The sequence below is a fragment of the Micromonospora sp. LA-10 genome (genome assembly GCF_051853095.1).
Lineage (GTDB): Bacteria > Actinomycetota > Actinomycetes > Mycobacteriales > Micromonosporaceae > Micromonospora > Micromonospora echinospora_A.
In genome coordinates this window covers 2,740,677-2,766,521 of record NZ_CP195710.1, presented here as the reverse complement: position 1 = coordinate 2,766,521, position 25,845 = coordinate 2,740,677, and the positions used below count along the sequence as shown (strand labels likewise).

Below are 25,845 nucleotides of genomic sequence, written 5' to 3'. Positions count from 1 at the left end.
CCTTGGTCAACGGGACGGGGTTACTCCGTCGTCAGGTCGGGGCGGTGTTCCCTGATCCACTTCTCGACGTCTGACTTCCGCCAGACCTTGCCCATCGCCAGCACGGCGATCGGCTCCGGGAAGTTGCGCTGGTTGGCGATCACGGATGCGCGCTGACGCGACACGTTGCCGAGCATCGCCCGAATCTCCGACACGCCCACCAGCTCCACACGTTGACGATGGCAGCGTCGGCGTCGCCGAACAGCGACAACTACGCAGGCTATTGACGTAGACAATAGGAGGCGACACGATCGGGGGATGAGTGTGAGGAACTGTTCTCCCGTACCCGATCGCGGTCGCCGGGTCGTGCGGCCGCACGTAGCGATGCGGCCGTTGTGGTTGTGCCGGGTGTGCGCGGCCCCCTGGCCGTGCCAGCCGGCCCGCCTGTTGCTGCTGCTCGACTACCGGCGCGACCGCGTCGCCCTGTCGATCCACATGGCCGGCTGCCTGTTCGACGCCACCGCCGACCTGCTGGCCGCGAACCCGAACCCGGCTGACCTGTTCGACCGTTTTCATCGGGTGGACCGCGCGCCCGTAGGTGCTATGTCGTTGACGGTAGTACGCAATGCGCACTAGTGTGCTGAGCGTGGATACCACGCAGCTCCTCAAGGGCGTGCTCGACCTGGCGGTGCTCGCCGTGCTCAAGGACGAGGACGGATACGGCTACGACATCCTGCGACGGCTACGCGAGGCCGGTCTCACCGAGGTCGGCGACGCCTCGGTCTACGGCACGCTGCGCCGGCTGTTCGCGGGCGGTCTGCTCACCACGTACGTGGTGCCGAGCGAGTCCGGGCCGCACCGCAAGTACTACTCGCTGAACGCCGCCGGGCGTGACCAGCTCACCCGCTCCGGCAAGACCTGGCGCTCGTTCGCCACCACCATGGACGCACTGCTCGACGATCGGGGGATGGCGGCATGACCGTCACTGGGCAGGAGATCACGGACTACGTCGGCCGGGTGCGCGCGGCGCTCGCCGACCTGCCGCCGGCGGTCCGCGACGAGCTGACCGAGGACCTGCCGGAACACCTCGCCGAGGTGGCCGCCGAGGGCGAGGGCGCGCTCGTGGACCGGCTGGGCACCCCCGAGGCGTACGCGGCCGAGCTGCGCGCCGCCGCCGGCGCCGGGGAGGGGCGGCGACCGGCGCGCTTCCACCGCCTGGCCGAGGCGCGGGAGCAGGCGGCCACGCAGATCCGCCTGCTGGACCGCCAGCTCGGCCCGGTGCTCGGGCACGAGACGGTGAGCGACTTCCTGCGTCCGCTGCGCCCGGCCTGGTGGCTGGTCCGCGGCTGGCTGGCCGCGCTGGTCGTGGCGTGGCTGGTGGACGGCCGGTCCGGTCTGGTGCCCCGGCTGGGCGGCAACACCTCCATGGGGCTGTTGCTGCTCATCGGCGCGATCGTCGCGTCCATGTGGTGGGGGCGGCGCTCCGCCGGGATCACCGGGTGGCGGCGACAACTGCACCAGATCGCCACCGCCGCGCTGCTGCTGTTCTCCTTCGCCGTGCTGGTGCAGGTGGACGAGCGCGCCGACACCGACGTCTACAGCGGTTACGAGCAGACGTCGGTGGACCACAAGTACGAGCGGATCGAGGACGTCTTCGTCTACGACCAGCAGGGGCGGCTGATCCGCGGCGCGCAGCTCTTCGACCAGAACGGCGTGCCGATCCGGCTCGGCTGGCCGAACTGCCTGGACTCGTCCGGCGCGATGCCTGCACCTCGCAACGCCTACCCGTACTGCCCCGAGCTGGCCCCGTTCGGCCTGCCAGCCTCGCCGTCGATCGCCCCGCCCGCACCCGCGCCCGTGCCCACGGACAGCGCCACCCCGACCGCGCCCACCACCAGCGTTTCCCCGGAACCCACGTCAACGCGATAGAGCGCGCTCGACGCCGCGAGATCTTGGAAGGAAACGGCCCCCATGAGGGCCGTAATCTTCCAAGATCTCGCAGGAGCAGCTGTCAGGCGATGGCGGCGATGTCGCCGTCGTCGAAGTAGATCGCCTGGTGGAGCCGGCCACCCAGGGCGGCGGCGAACCGGGCCACCACGTCCTGACCGGAAATCTTTCCCTGTTCGATCTGGGAGATCCGTCCCTTGGTGACGCCCATGCGGTCAGCCACCTGCTGCTGGGTCAGCCCCCGCGCACGGCGTACCTCCGCGAGTCGGTGGCCGATGACCTCGGCGAGGAGTTGCTGCTTGCCCGCGTCGACCGCCTCTTCGCCTCCGGCCCGGGCGACATGGTCGGCGCGGATGTCCTGCCATCGGGAGTAGTCGCTCATGCCTTCCCCTCCTCGCGTGCCCGATCCTTGAGGTAGAGCTCGTAGCGGTGCTCGGCGACCGGTATCGCCTCCTGATACCACGTCTTCCACCGGCCGGACTTGTCGCCGGCGACCAGCAGGATGCTGGAGCGCCACGGGTCGAACGCGAAGAGAATACGCACGCTGCCGGGCCGGAGATCCACTGCCGCACCTCGTCGACCAGGTAGACGTCCCAGTCTCCAGCTACCACGGGGCCAGTTTAGCAATCGCTATACCTGGGTGTGTACCTGTGGGGCGGTTCAACAGGAGGTGAATGCCACTGTTGTTCCGTCTTCCCCGGGCCGCTGACCGCGTGGCACGCTACCGGCACATAACAGCCAACTGTGCGACCAGCCAACGTTGACTGACCGCAAGGAGGACGGGCCCATGGGCGAGATGGTGAGCTTCACCGGCAACGGGGGGACGAGCGAGGGGTATCTCGCGATACCCTCCGGCGGTGCGGCCAGCCCGGCGGTCATCGTCATCCAGGACTGGTGGGGTCTCGTACCCCACGTACGGGCCGTGGTCGACCGCTTCGCGGAGGCCGGCTTCGTGGCGCTCGCGCCCGACTTCCGGCACGGTGGTCCGGCCGTGAAGCCGACCGAGCCGCGGCTGATGCTCAACAGCTCCCAGATGGACGAGGCGGCCAGCGACATCGCCGCCGCCGCCGAATACCTCGCGGGCCGACCCGAGGTCGCCGGCAAGGTGGGCTGCGCCGGGTTCTGCGCGGGCGCCAGCCTGGCCCTGTGGTCCGGCACGTTCTCCGAGCGCATCGTGGCCACCGCCGGGTTCTACCCGCGCCTGCCCTGGGAGGGCATGGCAGTGGGAGCGGCTGACGAAGGCGGCTGGGCCGGCTACGCCGGGAAGGCCGCGCTCATCCACTGCTCCGAGGCGGACGGCCTGTCCGCCGCCGACGGGGTGCAGAGCGTCCGCCGGTCCATCGAGTCGGCCGGTGGCACCTGCCAGACGTTCGACTACCCGGGCACCGCGCACGCGTTCTTCAACGAGGACCGGCCGGAGCACTTCGACCAGCGGGCCGCCGCCACCGCCTGGGCCCGCACGCTGGAACTGTTCCGGGCGAAGCTTGGCTGAGTCGCGTACCCCGCAGGATGTGGTCGCCCGCGCCGCGCGGGCGGCCGACCTGGCCGACCTCGACGGCGCGGTCAGTGACTGCTTCGCCTGCCCTCGCCTGGTGGCGTGGCGCGAGGAGGTAGCGCTGGTCAAGCGGGCCGCGTTCCGCGACCAGGACTACTGGGGACGGCCGGTGCCCGGCCTCGGCCCGCCGGACGCGCGCATCGCCATTCTCGGTCTCGCGCCGGCCGCGCACGGCGGCAACCGCACCGGCCGGATCTTCACCGGGGACCGGTCCGGTGACGTGCTGTTCGCCGCGCTGCACCGCGCCGGGCTGGCCAACCAGCCGACGAGCGTCGCCGCCGACGACGGCCTGACGTTGCGCGACACGCGCATCTTCGCCGCGGTGCGGTGCGCGCCGCCGGACAACAAGCCCACCCCGGCCGAGCGGGACACGTGCGCGCCGTGGCTGCACCGCGAGGTCGAGCTGATCCGGCCCACGCTGCGCGTCGTGGTCGCGCTGGGCGCGTTCGCGTGGGCCGCGTGGTGGCCGGTGCTGCGTCAGGTGTACGGGCGGCGGCCGCCCACGCCGCGACCGGCGTTCGGCCATGGGGCACACTGGTCCGGCGAGTCCGTGCCGGAGTTGCTGGGCTGCTACCACGTCAGCCAGCAGAACACGTTCACCGGCCGGCTCACGCCGGCGATGTTGGACGACGTGTTCGCCCGGGCGAAGGACCTGGCCGGGGTGGACTGAGGAACACCTGAGGCGGTGGGATGGATTTCGGCGTACTGCGCAGGTGGTGGCCGGTCGCCGCGGTGACGGTGCTGCTCGCGCTCGCCGCGTTCGCCGCCGGTCACTCCGCCATCGGTGCCAGCCGGATCCCGCCCGCGGCCGACACCATCCCGTACGTGCCGGACTACCCGTCGCCGGAGGCGGTGCCCTCGATCCCGGTCGAGCCGCGCGACGTGGGCGAGTCCACCTCGGGCGGCGTGCCCGGCTGGCTGGCCACCGCCGCCGTGGCGTTGCTGTCCGCGGCGGTGCTGGGCGCGATCGGGTACGTGCTGTGGAACGTGCTCCGGGGCGCGCTGCGGCGTACGACCCGCGCGGTGCCGGTGCGGCGGACCCGGCGTACCGCCGAGGGGACCGCGCGTGAGGTGGTGGCCGCGCTCGACGCCGGGCTCGTCGAACTGGACGACCGTTCCACCGACCCGCGGACCGCTGTCATCGCCTGCTGGGTACGCCTGGAGGAGGCCGCCGAGGACGCGGGCGTGCCCCGGCACACCGGCGACACCCCGACCGACCTGGTGGCCCGGCTGCTGCGCGGCGACCCGGCGGCGGGCATTCCGGCGATCGCCAGCGCCGACGTGCTCGACGGGTTCGCGCACGTCTACCGGGAGGCCCGGTACGCCACGCACCCGGTCGACGAGGACACCCGCGACCAGGCCCGCGCCGCGCTGCGGCGGCTGCGCGGTGAGCTGACCAGCCTGGCGGGGGAGACGCCGTGAGCACGAGCATCGACGACCTGCTCTCGTTCGGCGAGGAGCCCGCCCGGGAGGACGTGCGGCCCTCGGGCGGCGGCGGCCGGGTGCGCGTGCTGCTGCGTACCGCGGCGGTCACCGCCGCAGTCGTCGTGGTGGTCGTGGTCGCGCTGCGCGCGGTCGGCCTGAAGGCACCGATCTGGATCATCGTGGCCGGGGTGCTCGCCGTGCTCGCGGTACGCCGGGTCACCACGGCGCTGTCACCCCCGCCGCCGCCCCGCGCCGGTGCCCGGGCGCCCGCCGGTGAGGAGCCCGGCATCTGGAACTGGTCCGCCCGGGACGCGTTGCGTGCCGCGATCAACGGCTGGGAGCGCCCGCTGGACTGGTCTGCCGACAACCGGGAGCGGTTCACCGAGCGCATCCTGCCCCGCCTCGGCGAGTTGGCCGACGAGCGGCTGCGCCAGCGCCACGGCGTCACCCGCGAGTCCGATCCGGCCCGCGCCCGGTCGGTGCTCGGTGAGCCACTGTGGACGTTCCTCACCACCCCCGCCCGCCGCCCTCCGTCGCCGCGCGACCTCGCGGCGATCGTCGCCGAACTGGAGAAGATCTGATGAACGACGTGGACCGGAGCATGGCCCCCGCCGAGGTGGGCCGGCTCGCCCGGACCGTCCTGGAGGCGGTCGGCACCGTCGTGGTCGGCAAGCGGGACGCGCTGGAGCTGGTGCTGGCCGGCATCCTCGCCGGTGGTCACGTGCTGCTGGAGGATCTGCCCGGCCTGGGCAAGACGCTCACCGCGCGCTGTTTCGCGCAGGCGCTCGGGCTGGACTTCCGGCGGCTCCAGTTCACGCCGGACCTGCTGCCCGCCGACGTGACCGGCTCGTTCCTCTACGACCAGAGCAGCGGCGACTTCGCCTTCCGGGCCGGGCCGGTGTTCACCAACCTGCTGCTCGCCGACGAGATCAACCGGACGCCGCCGAAGACGCAGTCGGCGCTGCTGGAGGCGATGCAGGAGAAGCAGGTGTCGGTGGAGGGCGTGACCTATCGGCTGGACGAGCCGTTCCACGTGCTCGCCACCGCCAACCCCATCGAGTACGAGGGCACGTACCCGCTGCCGGAGGCCCAGCTCGACCGGTTCCTGCTGCGGGTGTCGTTCGGCTACCCGACCCACGACGAGGAGTGGGAGGTGCTGCGCCGCCGGATCGGCCGCCGCCGCGAGGAGGCCGAGATCAAGCCGGTGGTGGACGCCGCCACGCTGCGCGCCATGCAGGCCGCGCTGGAGGACGTGGTGGTCGAGGACTCGGTCGGCAGGTACATCGTGGCGCTGACCGCCGCCACCCGGGAGCACCCGTCCGTGCTGGTCGGCGCGTCGCCGCGCGGCTCGCTGGCGCTGCTGCTGCTGTCCCGGGTCCGGGCGGTGCTCGCCAACCGGGACTACGTCGTGCCGGAGGACGTCAAGGAGGTGGCGGCGCCCGCGCTGGCACACCGGATCACGCTGCGGCCGGAGATGTGGCTGCGCCGGGTCGACCCGGCCTTCGTGGTCGGCGAGGTGCTGGAGTCCACGCCGGCTCCGGCCAGCGGCGCGCTGCCCAGCTACGCCGCCGGGCGCTGATGGACCGGGCCGAGGCGGCGAGCGGCTGGGCGCCCACCTGGGCGCTCGGCCGGGCCGTGCTGCTCACCGGCGTGCTGCTCGTCGCCGCCGTACTGCTCGGCCGCATCGACCTGGTGGTGCTCGCCACGCCGTTCGCGCTCGGGACCGCGTACGCGCTGCGCCGCCGCCCCGCCGCGCTGCCCGATCTGGAGCTGGGTGTCGGGGACACCCACCTGGTCGAGGGCTCCCCGCTGGCCGCGACCGTCGCCGTGGCCAACCCGGACCTGATCGGGTACGACGTGGCTGTGGTGCGGACCCGGATGTCGCGCTGGCTGCGGGTGGAGCAGGTCGGCTTCGGCGGCGCCGGGCTGGACGTGAGCCGCTCCGGTGGGGCGGACCGCCCGTTCGTTACCTCCGTACCCCGGGGCAGCGCTGTCGACCTGGAGCTGACCGGCACGGCGCTGCGGTGGGGGCGGCACCCGATCGGCCCGGCCGGGGTGCGGGTCGCCGCCGCCGACGGGCTGCTGGTCTCCCGCGCGGTGATCACCGACCCGATCCGGGCCCGGGTCTATCCGCGGACCGAGCCGTTCGACGCGGTCGAGGTGATGCCCCGGGCCGCCGGCCTGGTCGGCGGGCACCGGTCGCGCCGGCCGGGGGAGGGCGGCGAACTGGCCGGGGTCCGCGTGTTCGCACCTGGTGACCGGCTGCGCCGCATCGACTGGCGGGTGTCGCTGCGGGCCCGTCAACTGCACGTCGCAGCGACGCTGTCGGACCGGGACGCCGAGGTGGTGGTGCTGCTGGACGTGCTGGCCGAGGCGGGTCGCTCCGGTGGGGTGAACGGCCCGGCGTCGGTGCTGGACACCACGGTCCGGGCCGCCGCCGCGATCGCCGAGCACTACCTGCACCGCGGCGACCGGGTGTCGATGCTGGAGTACGGCCCGGCCGCCCGCCGGCTGCGTCCGGCCACCGGGCGGCGGCAGTACCTGACAGTCCTGGAGTGGCTGCTCGACGTGCAGGCCACGACGTCCCCGCACGAGCCGTACGACCAGGTCTTCGGCCCGCAACTGCTCTCCTCGGACGCGCTCGTGGTGGTGCTCACCCCGCTGCTCGACGAGCGGTCCGCGCAGATGCTGGCCCGGCTGGCCCGCGGCGGCCGGTTCGTGGTGGCGGTGGACACGCTGCCGGCCGAGCTGCCGGTGCCGAAGGAACGTGGCTGGGCCGAGGTGGCGTACCGGCTGTGGCGGCTGGACCGGGACACGATGATCGGCCAGCTCCGCGAGCACGGCGTGCCGGTGGTGCGCTGGGCCGGCGCCGGCAGTCTGGACGAGGTGCTGCGCGACGTGGCCCGGCTGGCGACCGCCCCGAAGGCAGGGCTCCGGTGAGCGCGAGGAACGCAGCGAAGCGGAGTCCCGCAGTCGCGAACGAAAGGCCGGCTCAGTGACTGACGCTGTGGTGGAGCGGGTGCGGGCGCTGCGGTACGCCGCCGCCCGGGTCAGCCCGCTGCCGTTGCTGGTACGCGGCGGCATCTTCCTCACCGTGCTGGCCGGTTTCCTGCTCGCGTACCCGGTGCAGGCCCTCACCGCGCGCTCGCTGCTGGCCCTGGCGGTGGCCGCGGTGCTGCCGGCGTTCGGGCCGCGCCGGATCTGGCCGACGTTCACCGCGCTGGTGACTGTCGGCGGCTGGCTGCTGGCCACGCTCGGCTTCGACCGCCCGCCGGCGCTGTGGCGGCTGCTCGCCGTGGCGACGCTGCTCTACCTGGCGCACTCGCTCTGCGCGCTCGCCGCGCTGCTGCCCTACGACGGGCTGATCGACCCGGACCTGGTGTTGCGGTGGCTGGGCCGGGCGGGCGGCGTGGCGCTCGCCAGCGCCGTGCTCGGCGTGGTGCTGGCGTGGCTCGGTGGGGTCGGCGGGACGGACGGCTCGCAGGCGGCCACAGTGGTGGGGCTGCTGGTGGCGGTGGGGCTGAGCGCGCTGCTGGGCTGGTTGCTGCGTCGCAGGTGACGCAGTGTTCCGGTGACGTTGCGCAGGTCACACGGGTTGTGCTCCGTCACAGAAGGGGGTCTCGCGCGGGATTACCGGGGGCCCCCGGGGAAAGATAGATGACGTGAACCCGAAGCGGATCCTTGTCGTGGGTGCCGGTCACGTGGGCCTGTACGCCGCTCTGCGCCTGTCCAAGAAGCTGAGCAGCCGTGAGGCCGAGGTCATCGTCGTCGACCCGCAGCCGCACATGACGTACCAGCCGTTCCTCCCGGAGGCATCGGCGGGCAACATCTCCCCGCGGCACGCCGTCGTGCCGCTGCGGCGGGAGTTGCGTAAGTGCACCGTGGTGGCTGGCACTGTCACCCGGATCGACCACGACCGGATGACCGCCGTGGTGCAGCCGATCAGCGGCCCGGCCCGGGAGATCCAGTACGACCACGTGGTGGTCGCGCCCGGCTCGGTCTCCCGCACCCTGCCGATTCCCGGCCTGCACGAGCACGGCATCGGGTTCAAGACCATCGGTGAGGCCATCTACCTGCGCAACCACGTGCTGGACCGGCTCGACGTGGCGGCCTCCACCACCGACCCGGCGGTACGCAGCCGCGCGCTGACGTTCACCTTCGTCGGCGGCGGCTACGCCGGCATCGAGGCGCTCGCCGAGATGGAGGACATGGCCCGCGACGCGCTGCGCTACTACCCGGAGCTGAAGCCGGAGGAGATGCGCTGGGTGCTGGTCGAGGCGACCCAGCGGGTGCTGCCCGAGGTCGACCGGGACATGGGCGCCTACACGGTGCAGCAGCTGATGAAGCGGGACATGGACATCCGCCTGGACACCCGGCTGGAGTCCTGCGTCGACGGTGTGGTGAAGCTCTCCGACGGCGACAGCTTCCCGTCCGACACCATCGTCTGGACCGCCGGTGTGAAGCCGTCGCCGATGCTCGACGCCACGGACTTCCCGCGCGACGAGCGTCGCCGGGTCACCTGCCGGCCGACGCTGCAGATCGTGGACGGCGACCGGGTGGTCGAGGGCGCGTGGAGCGCCGGCGACTGCGCCGCGGTGCCGGACCTGACCAAGGAGCCGGGCAACTTCTGCTCGCCGAGCGCCCAGCACGCGGTGCGGCAGGCGGCGCGGATGGCCGACAACATCGCCAACGTGATCCGCGGGCGCGAGCCGGTCGACTACAAGCACAAGCACGCCGGCAGCGTGGCCAGCCTCGGCCTGCACAAGGGCGTGGCGCAGGTCTACGGCATCAAGATGACCGGCTGGCCGGCCTGGTTCATGCACCGGACGTACCACATGTCCCGGATTCCCTCGTTCAACCGCAAGGTGCGCGTGGTGGTCGACTGGACGCTGGCGTTCTTCCTCAAGCGTGAGGTGGTGGCGCTGGGTCAGCTGCACGACCCGCGTGAGGAGTTCGCCGAGGCGTCCGCCCCGCCGGTCGCCGCGCGCGTCTGACGCACGTCCGCGAAAGGGCCCTTTCCGTACGGGAGGGGCCCTTCGCCGTGTCCGGGGTCAGAACCCCTGCCGGGCTCAGAACCGCCAGGTCCACGCGTCGGCGAGGCGGGTGCCGGGCCCGAACAGCTGCTCCAGGGTGCGCCGCAGCATCTCCGCGTGCGGCGCGTCGTCGGTCACCGCCACGCAGGACGCACGCCAGAACTCGACGTCCCGGGCGGCCTGGCGGCGCTGCCGGTCGCCGACCGCGGGCGCCACGCCCCGCCGGGCCACGTCGGCGAGCAGGGCCGAGGTGGGGCGTTGCCAGGTGCCCATGGTGGCCGCGCCGCCCCGGCCGTACGGGCCGATGAAGAAGCCCTCCGGCATGGCGAAGTCGACGCCGGTGGCGGTGGCCCAGCGCATCGGCCAGGGGTCCTGCGGGGTGGCGGTGGGCACCGGCACCAGCACCCCGCCGGGGCGTACGCACTGCCGCCAGTGGCCGCCGGTGACGAAGTCGGGCAGCGGCGGCCGGTCCATCGTGGGCAGCGGTGTCGGCAGGACGCTGAGCACCGCCGCGCCGACAGCGATCGGGACGCCCCGGCGGGCCCGCCCGGGTTCGCCGAGCGCCCGGTGCACGGCGAGCGTGAGCACGGTGCCGACCAGCGGCAGCACCGCCAGCGCGAAGCGCATCGGCAGCGCGCCGTCCACCACCGGCAGGCCGGCCAGCAGCCGGTACGGGCCGGGAAGCCCGGTCCGTTCGCCGCCGATCACGACCTCGGGGCCGAGCGCGAGCGCGGCCGTCACCAGCGCGCCGGCGACCAGCGCCACCACCAGGGGCCGCCGGCCCAGCCAGGCCGCGCAGCCGAGCGCGACCAGCAGCAGCGGCCAGCCGAGGAACGTGGTGAACTCGGCCGGACCGGTGGTCAGCCGGACCGCCTCCGGGCTGCCGAACACCGTCAGCGCGGAGAGGCGCGTCCAGCCGGCCAGGTCGGCGGAGAAGTAGGCGGGCGGGAACATCCCGTCGGCGACGCCCTGCGGACCGGCGAACTGCACCCAGAGCGGGTACGCCAGCACGAGCAGCGCCAGACCGGCGGCGCCGAGCAGTCCACGGGCGAAGCCGGGACCGGCCCGGCGCAGCAGCTCCCGGTCGGCCGGCCCGTACGCGAGGGTCATCACCGCCAGCGTGAGCGCGGTGAGGAAGAGCACCTCCTCGCCGACGAATACCTGCACGGTGACGGCAGCGGCGAGCCCGGCCGCCGACGACACCATCCGCCGCCGGTCCGGGCCGTCCGGGCGCCCGGCCGGGTCGGCGGCGCGCAGCAGCCGGACCACCAACCAGACCAGCACCGGAACCAGCCACTGCGCGGTCATGTGCAGGTGGCCGTTGCTCTGCGAGACCATGCCCGGCCCGAAGCCGCACAGCGCCGCGCCGAGCCCGGCGGCGAGCCGGCGGGCCCGCAGGACACGGGTGAACAGCAGGTACCAGGCCAGCGCGGTGCCGGCCATGTTGAGCGCGACCAGCAGCGCGAACGTGACGGGCGCACCGACCACCAGCGTGACCGGGGCGAGCAGCACGCCGAGCGCGACGACCGAGGTGTTCGCCATCAGGTTGACCCCGTCCGGCGCGTTCAGGCGGTCGCTGACCAGGCTCAGCTCGCCGCGCAGGGCGCGCGCGTCGAGCGCCAGGAACCACTCGTACAGCGTCTGGTCGGCCGGGTTGAGCGCGAGCACCCGCGTGCCCGGCGCCGGCCAGAGGCCGTGGGTGAGCCAGCCGGCGAGCACGACGAACGCCAGCCCCACGAGCAGGTCCGCGCGGCGCCGCCGGACGGCGGCCGTCAGCCGCCGCGTGACCGCCGCCGGACGGACCGCCCGGGCCTGGTCCGGCCGGGGGGCCGTGCGGGCGGCGCTGGTCACGGCCTCGACCATATCGGCCGCAGCCGTCGGGGTACGCCGCGTCGCGGCCGAGCCGCTACGGTGAGATCTGCACCGCGCGTGTCGACGCGCCGGTGTCACCCGCCCGGGTGGTGGAACGGCAGACACGGCCGCCTTAAAAGCGGCTGCCGCAAGGCGTGCGGGTTCGACCCCCGCCCCGGGCACACGAACTCTCAGGTTTCCCACAGCTAGCTGTCGCACGCGCGATTGCGGCCACGTTTACCCTGGAGTAGCACGTCTACGTGCGATCGACCCCCTGAGGGAGGCCTGAGAAGTGAAGACCTCGAACCCGGTGCTCGCCCGGCTCGGCCAGGCGGCAGAGCGTGAGCGGGCGGCCGGGTACGCCCAGCCCGGGCCTTACGGTCAGCCCGGATACCCCCAGCAGTACCCCCAGCAGCAGCAGTACCCGCAGCAGCCCTACCCGGGCGGCTACGGCCAGCCGGTGGCCCCGCCCACCGTGACCCCGATGACGCTCGACGACGTGGTCGTCAAGACGGTCCTCATGCTCGCCATCCTCGGCGCCTCGGCCGCTGCGGCCTGGGTGCTGGTGCCGGACTCGCTCGTCGGCGTGGCGTGGATCGGCGCCGCGGTGGTCGGCCTGGTGCTGGGTCTGGTCATCTCGTTCTCCCGGATGGCCAACCCGGCGCTCGTGGTGGCGTACTCGATCATCGAGGGCGTCTTCGTCGGCATGGTCAGCAAGGCGTTCGAGTCGCTCTACGACGGCATCGTGCTCCAGGCGGTCGCGGGCACGTTCGGCGTGTTCTTCCTGATGGCCATGATCTACAAGGCGCGGATCATCCGGGCCACCCCGAAGTTCGCCCGCATCATGGTGGCGATCATGGCCGGCCTGTTCGGCGTGATGATGGTCAACCTGGTGCTGGCGCTGTTCGGCGTGAACACGCACCTGCGCGACGGCAGCCCGCTGGCGATCGGCTTCAGCCTGGTCTGCATCGTGGTGGCGTCGCTGAGCTTCGTGCTCAACTTCGCCCAGATCGAGGAGGGGGTCCGGATGGGCCTCCCGCAGCGCTACGCCTGGACGGCCGCCTTCGGCATCGTGGTCGGCCTGGTCTGGCTCTACATCGAGATCCTGCGGCTGCTCAGCTACTTCCAGGGCGACGACTGACAGTCGCTTTCCGCCGACGCCCGCCTGCCGCATCCGCGGCGGCGGGCGTCGCCGTTTTCCCGCCCCTGCCGCGCCGCCCGGGGCAGAGTGGGACTCGGGTACGTCGGCGGGAGGTGGTCACGGTGCGCAGCGCCAATCCGGTGCTGGACCGGCTGGACGACGTCGGCCGCGCCGAACGGCAGGTGCTCGGGGTCGGGACCGCCGACGCGATGACGGTGGCCGACGTGGTGAGCCGGACCGTGGGGCTGCTACTGGTCACCGGCGTCACGGCGGCGGTGTCCTGGGTGGTGGTGCCGGAGGCCGCATGGATCTCCGCCGCGCTGGCCGGGAGCGCGCTGGCCAGCCTCGCCCTGGTGCTCGTCATCTCGCTGAAGCAGATCACCAGTCCGTCGGTGATCGTCGGGTACGCGGTCCTGCAAGGGCTGCTGCTCGGGGTGGCCAGCCGCGCCTTCGAACTGGTCTACCCGGGCATCGTGGTGCAGGCGGTGGTCGGCACGTTCGGCGTCTTCCTCGGCATGGCCGCGCTCTACCGGGCCCGGCTGGTACGCGCCACCCCGCGCCTGGCCCGCCTGGTCATCGGCACGCTCGTCGGGATCGTGGCGATCGGCTTGGTGAACCTGTTCGCGTACCTGTTCACCGGGCGGCAGGGCGTGGCCGTCTACAGCCTCAGCGACCGGGTGGGCTGGCTGCCGTACGTGTTCTCGGTGGTGGCGATCATCGCCGGCGCACTCAGTTTCGTCCTCGACTTCGACCTGGTCGAGCGGTCGGCGGCCAACCGGTTGCCCCGCCGCTACGCCTGGTACTGCGCGTTCGGGCTGCTCGTCGGGTTGATCTTCCTGTACTGGCAGATCCTGCGCCTGCTCAGCTACGTACGCCGCTGACGGTTCCGGCCGTCGCGTCCTGGTGCCGCCGTAGACTCGGCGGCGATGAGCGCAGCGGAACTGGACCGAGCGGTTGGGCTGCTGGTCCGACAGGTGGGGCACTGGCAGCAGCCGCGCTGGTCGGCCAAGGCCGAGGGCGGCAACGTGTCGCGGGCCGATCTGGTGCACAAGCTGGTCCAGGAGATCGCCAACCTCGCCGCTGACGCTGCGGGTGAGCCGCGCCGCGAGGTGCCCCGGCTGCCGAACGACCTGGCCCTGCCCGACCAGCTCCGCGTGGTGACCGCCGACCTGAAGCTGGCCGAGCCCGCCGATCCCGTCCTGGCCGAGGCCACAGAGGCGATAACCCGAACCCGCGCCACCCTCTGACCCCGCCCTCCGACCGGGTTGATCATGAGGTTGGCGGCGACAAAACGGACGCGAATCTCCGCTAACCTCATGATCAACCCGGTCGGAGGGCGGGGTCAGGGCTTGAGCCAGCGGCGTACCTTGCGGCGTCTTGCCCGGTCGCGTGCCCGCAGGACCGCCGGGCGGTCGTGGCCGGCGGCCTCCGCCTGCCTCGCGTGCAGCAGCCCGTAGGTGAACGTGTTCTCGCCGTCGGCGTACGCCTGGAGCGCCTGCCGCCGGAGCGTCTCCCGGGTCACCACCGAGTCCTGGTGGGTGCCGAGCAGATCCTGGAGCGCCTTGAACCGCTTCACCAGGTGGGCGGCCGGTTTGCCGGCGCTCGGCTCACGCACCTCCACCGCGTACCGGGCCGCCTTGTGCTTCTTGCGCGCCTCGTGCAGCGCCGCGTCCCCGGCCGGCCCGTCGACGGTGAGCGCCCGGTCCAGCCGCTCGTCCGCGCGGCGTACCGCCTTGCGGATGCGGCGGTCCACCCAGCGCCGGCCGATGTCGGCGGGCGGGCCGTCGACCAGCCGGTCCAGGCGGGCCAGCAGCTCGGGATAGCGGTCGGAGTCCAGCGCGGACCGCAGCGCGACGGTCGCCCCGGCCAGGTCGGCTGCGAACCGCTCACCGATCCGCGCGGCCACCGGGCCGAGCACCAGCTCGCCCGGCAGCTCGTGCACCGCGTCGGTGAGCCGGGCGGCCATCACCTGGGTGTCGCGGACCCGGCCCAGCTCGCCGCCGAGCCAGCGCAGCTCGGCCCGGACCGCCTCGCTCTCCCGGCGGTCCCACAGGCCCCGGAACGTCCGCAGCGTCGCCCGCAGCCGGCGGGTCGCGACGCGCATGTCGTGGACCGCGTCCTCGTCACCCTGGTACGCGGCCGCGTGGTTGCCGACGATCGCGTCCCGCTGCGCCCTTGCGTACCCGAGAACCGGACCCGCGGGGCCGTCAGCCGGCTCGTCGTCGAAACGCTCGATCCGGCCGGCGACGGCCCGGTGCGACTTGCTGACCGCCACCTCCCGGGCGCCTGCCTCGCGCAGTCGCTCGCCCAGCGCGTCGAGCAGCCCTTCGTCGCCGTCGACCAGCTCGATCTCGATCTCGTGCCAGGTGCGCTCGGCGCCGTCCACCAGATCCTCGGACCGGACGTCGTCCTCGGCCACCTCGGCCAGCACCCGGCCGTCCGCGTCCAGCAGCCGGCGCTCCCGGCGGCGGTTGACCACCCGGGCGGCCGGCGCGACCGGACGGCCCCGCGACGCGCCCCGGATCAGCGCGGCCAGCTCGGCCGGCGGGCCGTCGTCGGACGCCCCGGCCGGGAACTGGTGCTCGACCCGCGCGCCGCCGACCGCGCCCACCTTCAGATGCCAGCCCGCGTCGTGCCCGCCGGTACGCCGACGCAGCGCGTGCCCGCTGCGCAGCAGGAGCAGGTCGTCGGTGTCCCAGTAGACGGCGTCCAGATCCGAGACGGTGGCGTCGGACATGGTCACGACGCCACCGCACCCGGTCAGGTCGGGCAGCTGGAAACCCTCGTCGCCGGAGTACTTGCGCTCACGTTCCACGACGGTTGCCATACGGCCTCCCGTACCCGGCCCGCGCCCCGGCGAACCGGTCTCAGCTCAGTCGCTCCAGCACCATCGCCATGCCCTGGCCACCGCCGACGCACATGGTCTCCAGGCCGATCGTCTTGTCGTGCCACTCCAGCGCGTTGAGCAGCGTGCCGGTGATCCGGGCGCCGGTCATGCCGAAGGGGTGGCCGACAGCGATCGCGCCACCGGCGACGTTCAGCTTCTCCTCCGGGATGCCGAGCTGCCGGTACGAGGGGATCACCTGCGCGGCGAACGCCTCGTTGATCTCGACCAGGTCGACGTCGTCGATGGTCATGCCGGCCCGCTTCAGCGCCTGCTTCGACGCCTCGACCGGACCCAGGCCCATGATCTCGGGGGAGAGCGCGCTGACCCCGGTGGAGACGATCCGGGCCAGCGGGGTGAGCCCCAGCTCGGAGGCCCGCTCGGCGCTCATGATCACCACTGCGGCGGCGCCGTCGTTGAGCGGGCAGCAGTTGCCCGCGGTGATCCGGCCGTCCGGGCGGAACACCGGCTTCAGACCGGCCACGGCCTCCAGCGTCACCCCGGCACGCGGGCCGTCGTCGGTGCTGACCACGGTGCCGTCCGGCGTGGTGACCGGGGTGATCTCGCGGGCCCAGAAGCCGTCCGCGATCGCCTTCTCCGCGAGGTTCTGGCTGCGGACGCCGAACGCGTCCATGTCCTCGCGGGTCACGTCGTACACCTGGGCCAGGTTCTCCGCGGTCTGCCCCATGGAGAGGTAGATGTCGGGGAGGCGGCCGTCCTCACGCGGGTCGGCCCACACCTCGGCACCGCCCTGGGCGCGGGCCGCGGAACGCTCCCGCGCCTCGGCGAAGCGGGGATTCTCCCAGCCGCCGCCGACCAGTGCCTGCGCCTCCGGGGGCAGCGTGTCCGAGTTGCCCCGGGCGTACCGGGAGACCATCTCCACACCGGCGGAGATGAACACGTCACCCTCGCCGGCCCGGATCGCGTGCATCGCCATCCGCGTGGTCTGGAGCGAGGACGCGCAGTAGCGGGTCAGCGTGGCGCCGGGCAGGCCGTCCAGGCCCATCAGGGTGGCGACCACCCGGGCCATGTTGAAGCCCTGCTCACCGCCGGGCAGGCCGCACCCGAGGTAGAGGTCGTCGATGGTGGTGGCATCGAGCGCCGGGACCTTGTCGAGAGCGGCCTGGACGATGGTGGCGGCGAGGTCGTCCGGGCGGACCTCGCGGAGGGAACCCTTGAACGCGCGGCCGATGGGGGACCGGGCGGTGGCGACGATGACGGCGTCGCGGGGCGACTCAATCGGCATGAGCCAACGTTAACGCCCCGGTAACATGCGCGGGAAGGCGTACGGCAGGCGGGAAATGTCACCCCGTGGGCGGTCGTCGGTGGTGCCGGAACGCGACAGTCGCCGCCGCCTCGACCGCAGGCAGCAGCGCGTGCGCCCAGACCCGGTAGCCGTCGGCGGACGGGTGGAAGCCGTCGTGGCAGAGCGTGCCGGCGTCCGCGCGGAACACCGGGCCCGTCTCGGTGCCCAGGTCGACCACAGTGCCCCCGGCGTCCAGCACCGCCGCCGTCTGGGCCCGCGCCATCCGCCGGCCGGACCAGCCGAGCACCTGACGCAGCGGGGCGGCGACCGCGCGTACCGCGCCGAGGTCCGGGCAGGTGCCCACCACCACCTCGACGTGCGCCTCCCGCATCCGGCGTACCGCCGAGCCGAGATAGGCGGCCGCATCACCCGGGCGGCCCAGCGCGGTCGCGTCGTTCGCCCCGATCAGCACCACCGCCACGTCGGGCCGCTCGCCCAGCAGCGCCCGGGCCACCTGGGTCGCCAGGTCGGTGGCGCGGGAGCCGGAGACCCCGACGCTGGACAGGTGCACCCGGCGGCCGTGCGGCCCCTCGGCGAGCAGGTTCGCGAGCTGACCGCCGATCGTCTCCTCGAAGCGGTCGACGCCCACGCCGAGCGCCGACGAGTCGCCGAGCAGCACCAGCCGCAGCGGCGGCGCGTCCGCCCGGCCGACCGAGGCGCGCAACACCAGACCCAGCTCGGGCTGGGCGTACTCCCGGCTGCGGGCGGCGATGGCCTGCCCGGCGAGGACCGCCGCGCCGCCCACCGTGCCGGCCAGCAGCGACAGGGCCGCCGCGCGGCCCCACCGGGTCACCTCACTGCGTTCGCTCATGACGCCACTCCGCTTCGCTCCGTGCCGCCACGAGGCACCTTCGCGCTGAGCCGGCCGATTCGCTCGCTCATGCCGTTTCCTCCAGGGTGGCCGAGTCGGCGGCGCCGCCGGTCGGGGGCAGCGCGCCGACGCCGAAGAAGGCCCGTCGGCGAAGCTGCGCCCAGCGGCCGCCGGGCCCGCGGTCGCGACCCCGGAGCTGGGCGCCGCTGACCTCCGTGCCGGCGTGCCGGGCCGCCTCGTGAGCCGCCTCCGGGAGCGACCGTACGCCTTCCACGCCGGGCAGGACAGGCCTGCGTTCCGGGACGACGCCCAGCGCGGACAGCACGGTGGGCAGCAGAGCCGCCGCTGCTATCGCGTACCCCTCGGCGGAGGGGTGGAACCGGTCCCAGGCGAACATCCGGCCCGGCTCGGCGGCGAACCGTGGCCCGAGCATGTCGCCGAGCGAGACGGCACGGCCGCCGGCCTCGACCACGCCCACCGTCTGGGCGGCGGCGAGCTGGCGGCTCCAGCGCCGGGCCAGCCAGCGCAGCGGCGGCTGGATCGGCCGGATGGTGCCCAGGTCGGGACACGTGCCGACGACCACCTCGCAGCCGGCCGCCCGCAGCGTGCGGACCGCGTCGACCAGATAGCGCACGGCCAGCCCCGCCGGCGTGCGGTTGGTGACGTCGTTGCCGCCCACCAGGATCACCGCCACGTCCGGCTCGACCTCCAGGGCGGACTCGACCTGCGGCTTCAGCCCGGACGACAGCGCGCCCACCACGGCGAACCGGTGCAGGCGTACGGGCCGGTGCAGGCGGCGGGACAGCCCGGTGGCCAGCAGCGAACCAGGGGTCTCCCGGCGCCTGTGCACGCCGTAACCGGCCGCCGAGGAGTCGCCCAGAACGACCATGGTGACCGGCGGGCCGGGCAGCTTCGCGCCGTAGACGCCGTCGCAGCGCGGCGGCGGGGCCTGCGCCATCGGAATGGTGCGGCGAGCCTGCCGGGCCTGGCCGAGCAGCACCCCGCCGGTGGCGGCAGTGGCCGCAACCGTGGCGCCCGTGCCGATCGCCGCCAGGCGGGCGATGTGCCGGGCGCGCTGCCAGCGAACCGGCGCGACGGAACCAGCGTCCCCCATGAACCGACAGTATCGCGCCGGTACGACCCCCACTGTCCGCGATCGGATGGCTGGGCGGTGCCCGGATTGGGTACCGATGGGGTAGCGGACGCGGGCTTGCCACCGGGCCGCACCATGGTCGGGCGGAGAGGGGCGAAAACATGGGGAAGACGTTGAAGCGCAGCGCCGCGTTCGCCGCGCTGGCCCGGGCGCTGGCGGCGGGTACGCGGGGCGGACCGTCGCTCGGGGCCCGGCTGGCGGCGCTGCCGCGGATGATCCGCGCGACCACCCGGGGGGAGTACGACGGCGGCCTGCGCCTGGCGCTGATGGCCGGGGCGACCGCGTACATCGTCTCCCCGATCGACCTGCTGCCGGAGATCCCGCTGGCGATCTTCGGGCTGGCCGACGACGCGGTGATGGTCACCTGGCTGGCCGGCAGCGTGCTCGCCGAGACCGAGCGGTTCCTGGAGTGGGAGGCACGTCGCAGCTCGGTCATCCCGGGGCATGTGGTGCCCTGACGGCACGTACGCTGGTCGGCGAACTGACGGCTGACCGACCGCCCCACGACGGCGGCGCGACGAAGGGCACAACGAGGTGCAGTACTACGACAACGTCGTCGAGCTGATCGGCAACACCCCGCTGGTCCGCCTGCGCAACGTCACCGAGGGCATTCAGGCCACCGTGCTGGCGAAGGTGGAATACGTGAACCCGGGCGGCTCGGTCAAGGACCGGATCGCGCTGCGGATGGTGGAGGACGCCGAGAAGGCGGGCATCCTGCGCCCGGGCGGCACGATCGTGGAGCCGACCAGCGGCAACACCGGCGTCGGGCTGGCCCTGGTGGCCCAGCTCCGCGGCTACCGGTGCGTCTTCGTCTGCCCGGACAAGGTCAGCCAGGACAAGCAGGACGTGCTGCGCGCGTACGGCGCGGAGGTGGTGGTCTGCCCGACCGCCGTCGCGCCGGAGGACCCGCGCTCCTACTACAACGTCTCCGACCGGCTGGCCCGGGAGATCCCCGGCGCGTGGAAGCCCAACCAGTACAGCAACCCGGCCAACCCGCGCTCGCACTACGAGACGACCGGCCCGGAGCTGTGGCGGCAGACCGAAGGAAAGATCACCCACTTCGTGGCGGGCGTCGGCACCGGCGGCACCATCTCCGGCATCGGCCGCTACCTCAAGGAGGCGTCCGAGGGCCGGGTGAAGGTGATCGGCGCGGACCCGGAGGGCTCGGTCTACTCCGGCGGCACCGGCCGGCCGTACCTGGTCGAAGGCGTCGGTGAGGACTTCTGGCCGGAGACGTACGACCGGTCGATCGCCGACGAGATCGTCGAGGTGTCGGACAAGGAATCCTTCGAGATGACCCGCCGGCTGGCCCGCGAGGAGGGTCTGCTGGTCGGCGGCTCCTGCGGCATGGCGGTGGTGGGCGCGCTGGAGGTGGCCCGCAAGGCCGGCCCGGACGACGTGATCGTGGTGCTGCTGCCGGACGGCGGCCGGGGCTACCTGTCGAAGATCTTCAACGACAAGTGGATGGCCCGGTACGGCTTCCTGGACGACTCCGGCACCGAGCCGACGGTGGCCGACGCGCTCGCCAGCAAGCCCGGTGGCCTGCCCGAGCTGGTGCACGTGCACCCGACCGAGACGGTGCGCGACGCGATCGACTACATGCGCGAGTACGGCGTCTCTCAGCTCCCGGTGCTGAAGGCCGAGCCGCCGGTGGTGACCGGTGAGGTGGCCGGTTCGATCGCGGAGAAGGACCTGCTCGACGCGCTCTTCACCGGTCAGGCCCACCTGCACGACACGATCGAGCGGCACATGGGCGAGCCGCTGCCGATGATCGGCGGCGGGCAGCCGGTGAGCGAGGCGGTCGGGCTGCTGGAGAAGGCGGACGCGGCGCTGGTGCTGGTCGACGGCAAGCCCAAGGGCGTGCTGACCCGCCAGGACCTGCTGGCCCACCTCGGCGCCCGCTGACCCTCCGCGTTGTAAGGAAGGGCCCCTTGTTAACACTCGGTGTTAACAAGGGGCCCTTCCTCTACCGGAGGCGTTAAGAAGGGGCCCTTCCTTACACCAGGCGGGCGTAGCGGAGCTGGGGGACGAGCGCCGCGCCGATGTGCTCGTCCCGCTGCTCACCGGTGGCGGCCCAGCCGCCGCGCTCGTAGAAGCGGCGCGCGGCGGCGTTGTCCCGAAGCACCCACAGCGCCGCCCGGGTCCACCCACGGGCCCGCATTGCGTCCAGCGCGTCCACCATCAGCGCCCGCCCGGTGCCCCGGCCCCGCTCGGACGGCTCCAGGTGGATCGCGTTGAGCAGCCCGGTCGACGGGTCGCCCTCGTCGTCCGGCCCGAGGTAGCTGAACCCCACCAGCCGCCCGTCCCGTTCGACCACTGTCATCCGGTGGTCGGCGCCCTCCCAGGTCAGCCGCTCCACCCAGTAGCGGCCCATCGCCTCGGGCGTCGGGTCGGCCAGCGCCTCGGGCGGCAGGAACGACGAGTACGCCGCCACCCGGGAGCGCTGGTGCAGGGCGCCGACCGCCATCAGGTCGGCCTCGGTCGCGGAACGTAGGGAGATCGTCACCCGGGCGACGGTACCCGCCGGGGCGGCACCTGCACCGTCAGCAGATCCTCGGCGATCACCAGATCCCCGGTGAAGTGCTCCCGGGCCTCGTCGTGGAAGCGGCGCGGGTCGGCGTACCGCTGGGAGAAGTGGGTGAGCACGAGCGTGCGTACCCCCGACTCGGCCGCCACCCGCGCGGCCTGGCCGGCGGTGAGGTGCCCGACCTCGGCGGCGAGCGCCGCCTCCGACTCCAGGAACGTCGACTCGATCACCAGCAGGTCGGCGTGCTCGGCCAGCGCGTACACGCCGTCGCAGAGCCCGGTGTCCATCACGAACGCGAACCGCTGCCCCGGCCGGGTCACGCTCACCTCGTCCCGGGTGACGCGGCGTCCGTCGAGGTCCAGGTGCCCGTCGCGCAGCAGCCGCCCCACGTCCGGACCGGCGATGCCGTACGCGGCCAGCCGCTCCGGAAGCATCCGGCAGCCGTCCGGCTCGACCAGGCGGTATCCGTACGTCTCGATCGGGTGCCGCAGCCGGCGGGCCTCCAGCGTGCCGGCGCCGAGCGTGATCCGCTGCCCGTCGGTGTCGATCGGCTCGACGGCCAGCTCGGCGGTCTCGTAGAAGCTGGAGGCGTGGCGCAGCCGGGCGAAGTACTCGGCGCCGCCGGCCGGGAAGTGCACCGCCACCGCGCGCGGTACGCGGTCCAGCGAGAGCCGCTGGATCATGCCGGGCAGGCCGAGGCAGTGGTCGCCGTGGAAGTGGGTGACGCAGATCCGGGTCAGGTCGGTGGCGGTGACGCCGGTGTGCAGCATCTGCCGCTGGCTGCCCTCGCCCGGGTCGAAGAGGATCACCTCGTCGTCCCAGCGCAGCAGGTAGCCGTTGTGGTTGCGCTGCCGGGTCGGGGCCTGGCTGGCCGTACCGAGCACCACCAGCTCACGCATGGACACCGCACCCTCCCGAGCGCAAAAAGCGACCCCCGGGGCTTCCGCGCTCGCGCGCGGGCCGGCTGGACTGGGCCGGCACCCCGGGGGTCGGGTGGCTGTCGTGGTTTCGCCGCACCGCTGCCACACGGTCTCGACGATCCTGCAGGTGTCCGCCTCGCGGCGGACGAGTTTTCACTGTCGAGGACAGCGGCTAGCGGACAGCCACCTCACGAGTCCGATTGCTATACAAGTCTGGACCACCTCCTTTCCCGTGTACCGCCACGCTATCCACTTCCCGGCGGCCTCGGCAACGGGTTTCGATCACAAGCGTCAGTCCAGGCCGATCGGGCCCTCGCGCGGGCCCTCCTCGAGCGCGGGCTGCACCGCGAGCGACGGGAAGTCGGCCAGGTCGCCCTCCGGCTCGGCGTCCCACTCGGGGAAGACCAGCGGGCTCTGGAGGTAGAGGCAGAGCAGCTGGGTGAGCTGGTGCAGGCCGTCGAGGTGGGTGCGCTCGTGGCCGTGGGTGGCGTCCACGCCGAACCCGAGCAGCGCCACCCGGGCGTGCGCCCCGGCCTCGACCGCGGCGGCCACGTCCGAGCGGTAGTAGTCGAAGACGTCCCGGACCAGGTCGACGCCGTGTTCCTTGGCGATCGAGGCGAGGTTGCGGGTCAGGTGGTAGTCGAACGGGCCGACCCCGTCGCCCATGGCGAGCGTCGCCGCGGTCTCCCGGGACTGCTGGCCCGGCGCGACCACCGCCGCGTCCACCGAGACGATCTCCGCGACGTCCGGGTCCAGCCCGTGGCTGGCGCCGTGGCCGATCTCCTCGGTGACGGTGACCAGCAGGTGCGCGGTGACCGCCGGGGTGACCCCGGCGTCGACCATCGCCTTGAACGCGGTCAGCACCGCCGCCACGCCCGCCTTGTCGTCCAGGTGGCGGGACTTGACGTACCCGTTCGGGGTGATCGTGGGGTTGGTGAGGAACGCCACGAAGTCCCCGGCGTCGATGCCCAGCGCCCGCAGCCCGGCCTCGTCGTGCACCGGCTCGTCCACCCGCACCTCGACCAGCTCCCAGCCGACGCCCTGGAGGTCCACCGCCTCGTTGTAGCGGTGCCCGCTCGCCTTCAGCGGCAGCACCTGGCCGGTGACGACCCGGTCCAGGTCGTCGGTGAAGATCCGCACGTGGGCGCCCTCGGCGAAGCGGGCGCTGTGCGTGCCGATCGGGTTGACCTCCAGCCGGCCGTTCTCCTTGAGCCGCTTCACCATGCCGCCGATGGTGTCGGTGTGCACCACCACGGCCCGGTCGGCGCCGGTCGACCGGGGACCGGGCAGGCAGGCGCTCAGCGCCCCGCGACGGGTCAGCGTGGAGCTGATCCCGATCGCGGAGAGCCGCTCGCCCACGTACTGCTGGATGTGGTCGGTGCGCCCCGACGGGCTGGGGATCTCCAGCAGCTCCACCAGCACCTGGCGGAGATAGTCGAGGTCGAGCTTGAGCGGTTGGGGTTTGCGTGCGGTCATGCCCCAGAGCCTGCCGCACCGGCAGGCGACCAGAGTCGCTGCGGTGCCCGGGTACCCGGGAAGAGCAGGTCGACGAAGCGTTCGGCGGTCGGCTGCGGCTCGTGGTTGGCCAGTCCGGGCCGCTCGTTCGCCTCGATGAACACGTGTTCCGGCCGGTCCGGGGCGGGGACCAGCAGGTCCAGCCCGGTGACCGGGATGTCCAGCGCCCGGCTGGCGGTGACGCACGCCTCGGCGATCGTCGGGTGCAGCTCGGCGGTCACGTCGTGGATCGTGCCGCCGGTGTGCAGGTTGGCCGTGCGCCGGACCGCCAGCACCTCGCCCTCCGGGAGCACGTCGTGCATCCGGTAGCCGGCCTCGGCCACGACCTCGCGGGTCATGTCGTCGACCGGGATGCGGGACTCACCGCCGGTGGCGGCGGCCCGGCGGCGGCTCTGCCGCTCGATCAGCTCGGTGATGTCGTGCACGCCGTCGCCGGTGATCTGCGCCGGGCGGCGTACCGCGGCGGCGACGACCTCGTGGTCGATCACCACGACCCGCAGGTCCTCGCCCGCGCGCAGCTCCTCGATCAGCACGTCCGGGCAGAACCGGCGGGCCAGCTCGACGGCCGCGGTCAGCGCCTCCGGCGTACGCACGCCGACGGTGATGCCGTTGCCCTGCTCGCCGCGCGCCGGCTTGACCACCACCGGGCCCACGTCGTTGAGGAACGCCACGTCGTCGGGCTCGCCGGTGGCGGTACGCCCGCGCGGCACGGACAGCCCGGCCTCGGTGAGGATGCGCCGGGTCACCCGCTTGTCGTCGCAGCGGCTCATCGCCACCGCCGACGTCAGCTCCGACAGCGACTCACGGGTGTGGATGGTCCGGCCGCCGCTGGTCAGCTTCAGCTCACCCCAGTGCGGATCGGTCACCTCCACCCGGATGCCGCGGCGCATCGCCTCGTCCGCGACGATCTTCGCGTACGGGTTCAGCTCGTCGTACCCCTGCGGCATGGCGGGCAGGAACAGGCGCTCGTTGATCGGGTTCTTCCGCTTCACGCAGAGCGTGCCGGTGCGGTGGAAGCCGAGGCGCTCGTACAGCCGGATCGCGCCCGAGTTCTCGGCCAGCACGGACAGGTCCACGAACGCCCGGCCGCGCTCGTCGAGCCGGTCGGCGAGCGCGGTGAGCAGCGCCTGGCCGGTGCCGGGCGGGGCGGTGTTGAAGTCCACCGTCAGACACCACAGGCTGGCGCCCTTCTCCGGGTCGCCGAAGACCGCGACGTGGTCCACGCCGGTGATGGTGCCGACCACCTCACCCGTGGCGTCCTCCGCGACGAGGTGCAGGAACCGGTCGGTGCCGGCGTTGTCCACCAGCACCTCGACCGGGGCGGTGACCATGCCGTTGCGCGCGTAGATCCGGTTCACCGACTCGGCGTCGTCGGCGTCGCGCAGCGGCCGGACGGTCAGCCCGGGGACCTCGCCGCCCTCGGTGGCGGCGGGCCGCTTCTCGCCCAGCGGCAGCCGGTACGTCAGCGACGGGTCGATGAACAGCTCGTCCGGCAGCCGGGACACCAGCACGTGCGGGTCGCGCAGGTAGATGCAGATGTCCCGGGCGCCGACCGCCTCGGAGCGCAGCACGTCGGCCACGTGCACCTGGTCGGCGAACGTCTGCCCGAACACCAGCCGGCCCCAGCCGCAGTCCAGCACCACGCCCGTGGAGTCGGTGGGCGCGGTCTCCGGCTGCCGCTGCTCCGGCGTACCCGGTGCGACCGGGTCACCGCCGGGGCCGGTGCGTTCCCGGCGGCGCCCCAGCACCCGTTCCCGGTCGGTACGCGCCGTGCCGGTGGCGAGGGTGTCAGTCACGG

27 protein-coding genes, 1 tRNA gene and 1 pseudogene are annotated in these 25,845 nt (G+C 73.3%); 17 read left to right on the top strand and 12 right to left on the bottom strand.

All coding sequences use genetic code 11. From position 1 onward, the window contains the following. Positions 1-20: 20 nt before the first annotated feature. On the bottom strand, positions 21-209 hold the full coding sequence (locus tag ACSDG8_RS12855) for a hypothetical protein (protein ID WP_210896706.1): 189 nt from the start codon (positions 207-209) through the stop codon (positions 21-23). Between the two features lie 217 nt (positions 210-426). Here ACSDG8_RS12855 and ACSDG8_RS12850 point away from each other — a divergent pair, with 217 nt between their 5' ends. The 3 genes from ACSDG8_RS12850 to ACSDG8_RS12840 are packed head-to-tail and all read left to right on the top strand — an operon-like array spanning position 427 to position 1,908. Further along, entirely contained in the window at positions 427-615 is a 189-nt protein-coding gene (locus ACSDG8_RS12850) for a hypothetical protein (protein WP_247679033.1), read from the top strand. Positions 616-625: 10 nt separating this feature from the next. Beyond that, complete coding sequence (locus tag ACSDG8_RS12845; protein WP_439427905.1) at positions 626-958, top strand: PadR family transcriptional regulator; 333 nt, start codon at positions 626-628, stop codon at positions 956-958. Beyond that, positions 955-1,908 (top strand): HAAS signaling domain-containing protein, encoded by a 954-nt coding sequence (locus ACSDG8_RS12840; RefSeq protein WP_439427904.1) that lies wholly within the window; start codon positions 955-957, stop codon positions 1,906-1,908. Before ACSDG8_RS12845 ends, ACSDG8_RS12840 begins: the two co-directional genes overlap by 4 nt. Before the next feature lie 82 nt (positions 1,909-1,990). Here the strand turns inward: ACSDG8_RS12840 and ACSDG8_RS12835 are convergent, their stop codons facing one another. Both ACSDG8_RS12835 and ACSDG8_RS12830 read right to left on the bottom strand, forming a co-directional pair. After that, positions 1,991-2,308: a helix-turn-helix domain-containing protein gene (locus tag ACSDG8_RS12835; RefSeq protein ID WP_113972018.1), complete on the bottom strand. Its 318-nt coding sequence runs from the start codon at positions 2,306-2,308 to the stop codon at positions 1,991-1,993. Continuing rightward, a pseudogene (locus ACSDG8_RS12830) lies at positions 2,305-2,487 on the bottom strand (type II toxin-antitoxin system RelE/ParE family toxin); the annotation flags it as partial. The gene ACSDG8_RS12835 and the pseudogene ACSDG8_RS12830, both read right to left, overlap by 4 nt. A gap of 226 nt (positions 2,488-2,713) precedes the next feature. Here ACSDG8_RS12830 and ACSDG8_RS12825 point away from each other — a divergent pair. The 8 genes from ACSDG8_RS12825 to ACSDG8_RS12790 all read left to right on the top strand — a co-directional run bounded on the left by ACSDG8_RS12825 (position 2,714) and on the right by ACSDG8_RS12790 (position 9,900). Further along, positions 2,714-3,418, top strand: coding sequence for a dienelactone hydrolase family protein (locus ACSDG8_RS12825; protein WP_210896699.1), 705 nt, complete (start codon positions 2,714-2,716; stop codon positions 3,416-3,418). A gap of 19 nt (positions 3,419-3,437) precedes the next feature. Then, positions 3,438-4,151 carry a uracil-DNA glycosylase gene (locus tag ACSDG8_RS12820; protein ID WP_439428045.1) on the top strand — a complete coding sequence of 238 codons (714 nt, stop codon included), beginning with the start codon at positions 3,438-3,440 and terminating at the stop codon, positions 4,149-4,151. Positions 4,152-4,171: 20 nt separating this feature from the next. Next, a complete protein-coding gene (locus ACSDG8_RS12815) occupies positions 4,172-4,903 on the top strand; it encodes a DUF4129 domain-containing protein (RefSeq protein ID WP_210896697.1) in 732 nt (243 codons plus the stop codon). Then, complete coding sequence (locus ACSDG8_RS12810; protein ID WP_439427903.1) at positions 4,900-5,487, top strand: hypothetical protein; 588 nt, start codon at positions 4,900-4,902, stop codon at positions 5,485-5,487. Before ACSDG8_RS12815 ends, ACSDG8_RS12810 begins: the two co-directional genes overlap by 4 nt. Beyond that, a complete protein-coding gene (locus ACSDG8_RS12805; protein ID WP_439427902.1) occupies positions 5,487-6,485 on the top strand; it encodes an AAA family ATPase in 999 nt (332 codons plus the stop codon). Before ACSDG8_RS12810 ends, ACSDG8_RS12805 begins: the two co-directional genes overlap by 1 nt. After that, positions 6,485-7,846, top strand: a complete 1,362-nt coding sequence (locus ACSDG8_RS12800; RefSeq protein ID WP_439427901.1) for a DUF58 domain-containing protein — start codon at positions 6,485-6,487, stop codon at positions 7,844-7,846. Before ACSDG8_RS12805 ends, ACSDG8_RS12800 begins: the two co-directional genes overlap by 1 nt. 55 nt (positions 7,847-7,901) lie before the next feature. Next, the gene (locus tag ACSDG8_RS12795; RefSeq protein WP_210896689.1) at positions 7,902-8,465 is read left to right on the top strand and encodes a hypothetical protein; all 564 of its coding nucleotides are present in this window, start codon (positions 7,902-7,904) and stop codon (positions 8,463-8,465) included. A gap of 103 nt (positions 8,466-8,568) precedes the next feature. Beyond that, the gene (locus tag ACSDG8_RS12790) at positions 8,569-9,900 is read left to right on the top strand and encodes an NAD(P)/FAD-dependent oxidoreductase (RefSeq protein ID WP_073824937.1); all 1,332 of its coding nucleotides are present in this window, start codon (positions 8,569-8,571) and stop codon (positions 9,898-9,900) included. 75 nt (positions 9,901-9,975) lie between these two features. Here the strand turns inward: ACSDG8_RS12790 and ACSDG8_RS12785 are convergent, their stop codons facing one another. Further along, entirely contained in the window at positions 9,976-11,802 is a 1,827-nt protein-coding gene (locus ACSDG8_RS12785; RefSeq protein ID WP_210896687.1) for a hypothetical protein, read from the bottom strand. 89 nt (positions 11,803-11,891) lie between these two features. Here ACSDG8_RS12785 and ACSDG8_RS12780 point away from each other — a divergent pair. The 4 genes from ACSDG8_RS12780 to ACSDG8_RS12765 all read left to right on the top strand — a co-directional run bounded on the left by ACSDG8_RS12780 (position 11,892) and on the right by ACSDG8_RS12765 (position 14,178). Then, positions 11,892-11,972: transfer RNA gene (locus tag ACSDG8_RS12780), tRNA-Leu, on the top strand. Between the two features lie 110 nt (positions 11,973-12,082). After that, positions 12,083-12,931, top strand: a complete 849-nt coding sequence (locus tag ACSDG8_RS12775) for a Bax inhibitor-1/YccA family protein (protein ID WP_210896685.1) — start codon at positions 12,083-12,085, stop codon at positions 12,929-12,931. A 122-nt stretch (positions 12,932-13,053) separates the two neighbouring features. Then, on the top strand, positions 13,054-13,812 hold the full coding sequence (locus ACSDG8_RS12770; protein ID WP_210896683.1) for a Bax inhibitor-1/YccA family protein: 759 nt from the start codon (positions 13,054-13,056) through the stop codon (positions 13,810-13,812). A gap of 45 nt (positions 13,813-13,857) precedes the next feature. Beyond that, positions 13,858-14,178, top strand: a complete 321-nt coding sequence (locus ACSDG8_RS12765; protein ID WP_210942755.1) for a hypothetical protein — start codon at positions 13,858-13,860, stop codon at positions 14,176-14,178. A gap of 95 nt (positions 14,179-14,273) precedes the next feature. Here the strand turns inward: ACSDG8_RS12765 and ACSDG8_RS12760 are convergent, their stop codons facing one another. From ACSDG8_RS12760 to ACSDG8_RS12745, 4 genes are all read right to left on the bottom strand, one after another. Next, positions 14,274-15,758, bottom strand: a complete 1,485-nt coding sequence (locus ACSDG8_RS12760; RefSeq protein ID WP_210896679.1) for a CYTH and CHAD domain-containing protein — start codon at positions 15,756-15,758, stop codon at positions 14,274-14,276. A 40-nt stretch (positions 15,759-15,798) separates the two neighbouring features. Continuing rightward, on the bottom strand, positions 15,799-17,061 hold the full coding sequence (locus ACSDG8_RS12755; protein ID WP_210896677.1) for an acetyl-CoA C-acetyltransferase: 1,263 nt from the start codon (positions 17,059-17,061) through the stop codon (positions 15,799-15,801). 58 nt (positions 17,062-17,119) lie between these two features. Beyond that, positions 17,120-17,932 carry an SGNH/GDSL hydrolase family protein gene (locus ACSDG8_RS12750; RefSeq protein WP_210896675.1) on the bottom strand — a complete coding sequence of 271 codons (813 nt, stop codon included), beginning with the start codon at positions 17,930-17,932 and terminating at the stop codon, positions 17,120-17,122. Positions 17,933-17,999: 67 nt separating this feature from the next. After that, positions 18,000-19,046 (bottom strand): SGNH/GDSL hydrolase family protein, encoded by a 1,047-nt coding sequence (locus tag ACSDG8_RS12745; protein ID WP_210896673.1) that lies wholly within the window; start codon positions 19,044-19,046, stop codon positions 18,000-18,002. A 140-nt stretch (positions 19,047-19,186) separates the two neighbouring features. Between ACSDG8_RS12745 and ACSDG8_RS12740 the strand changes: the two genes are divergently transcribed. Both ACSDG8_RS12740 and ACSDG8_RS12735 read left to right on the top strand, forming a co-directional pair. Next, the gene (locus ACSDG8_RS12740; protein ID WP_013474058.1) at positions 19,187-19,543 is read left to right on the top strand and encodes a YkvA family protein; all 357 of its coding nucleotides are present in this window, start codon (positions 19,187-19,189) and stop codon (positions 19,541-19,543) included. A 76-nt stretch (positions 19,544-19,619) separates the two neighbouring features. After that, positions 19,620-20,990, top strand: coding sequence for a cystathionine beta-synthase (locus ACSDG8_RS12735; RefSeq protein WP_210896671.1), 1,371 nt, complete (start codon positions 19,620-19,622; stop codon positions 20,988-20,990). Positions 20,991-21,081: 91 nt separating this feature from the next. On the opposite strand, the gene ACSDG8_RS12730 is transcribed toward ACSDG8_RS12735, so the two are convergent. The 4 genes from ACSDG8_RS12730 to ngg form a co-directional block, all read right to left on the bottom strand. Then, positions 21,082-21,591 (bottom strand): GNAT family N-acetyltransferase, encoded by a 510-nt coding sequence (locus ACSDG8_RS12730; RefSeq protein WP_210896669.1) that lies wholly within the window; start codon positions 21,589-21,591, stop codon positions 21,082-21,084. After that, complete coding sequence (locus tag ACSDG8_RS12725; protein WP_210896667.1) at positions 21,588-22,517, bottom strand: ribonuclease Z; 930 nt, start codon at positions 22,515-22,517, stop codon at positions 21,588-21,590. The genes ACSDG8_RS12730 and ACSDG8_RS12725 overlap by 4 nt, the downstream gene beginning before the upstream one ends. 306 nt (positions 22,518-22,823) lie before the next feature. Further along, entirely contained in the window at positions 22,824-24,008 is a 1,185-nt protein-coding gene (locus tag ACSDG8_RS12720) for an osmoprotectant NAGGN system M42 family peptidase (RefSeq protein WP_210896665.1), read from the bottom strand. Continuing rightward, positions 24,005-25,843 (bottom strand): N-acetylglutaminylglutamine synthetase, encoded by a 1,839-nt coding sequence (gene ngg, locus ACSDG8_RS12715; RefSeq protein ID WP_210896663.1) that lies wholly within the window; start codon positions 25,841-25,843, stop codon positions 24,005-24,007. The genes ACSDG8_RS12720 and ngg overlap by 4 nt, the downstream gene beginning before the upstream one ends. Between the last annotated feature and the right edge of the window lie 2 nt (positions 25,844-25,845).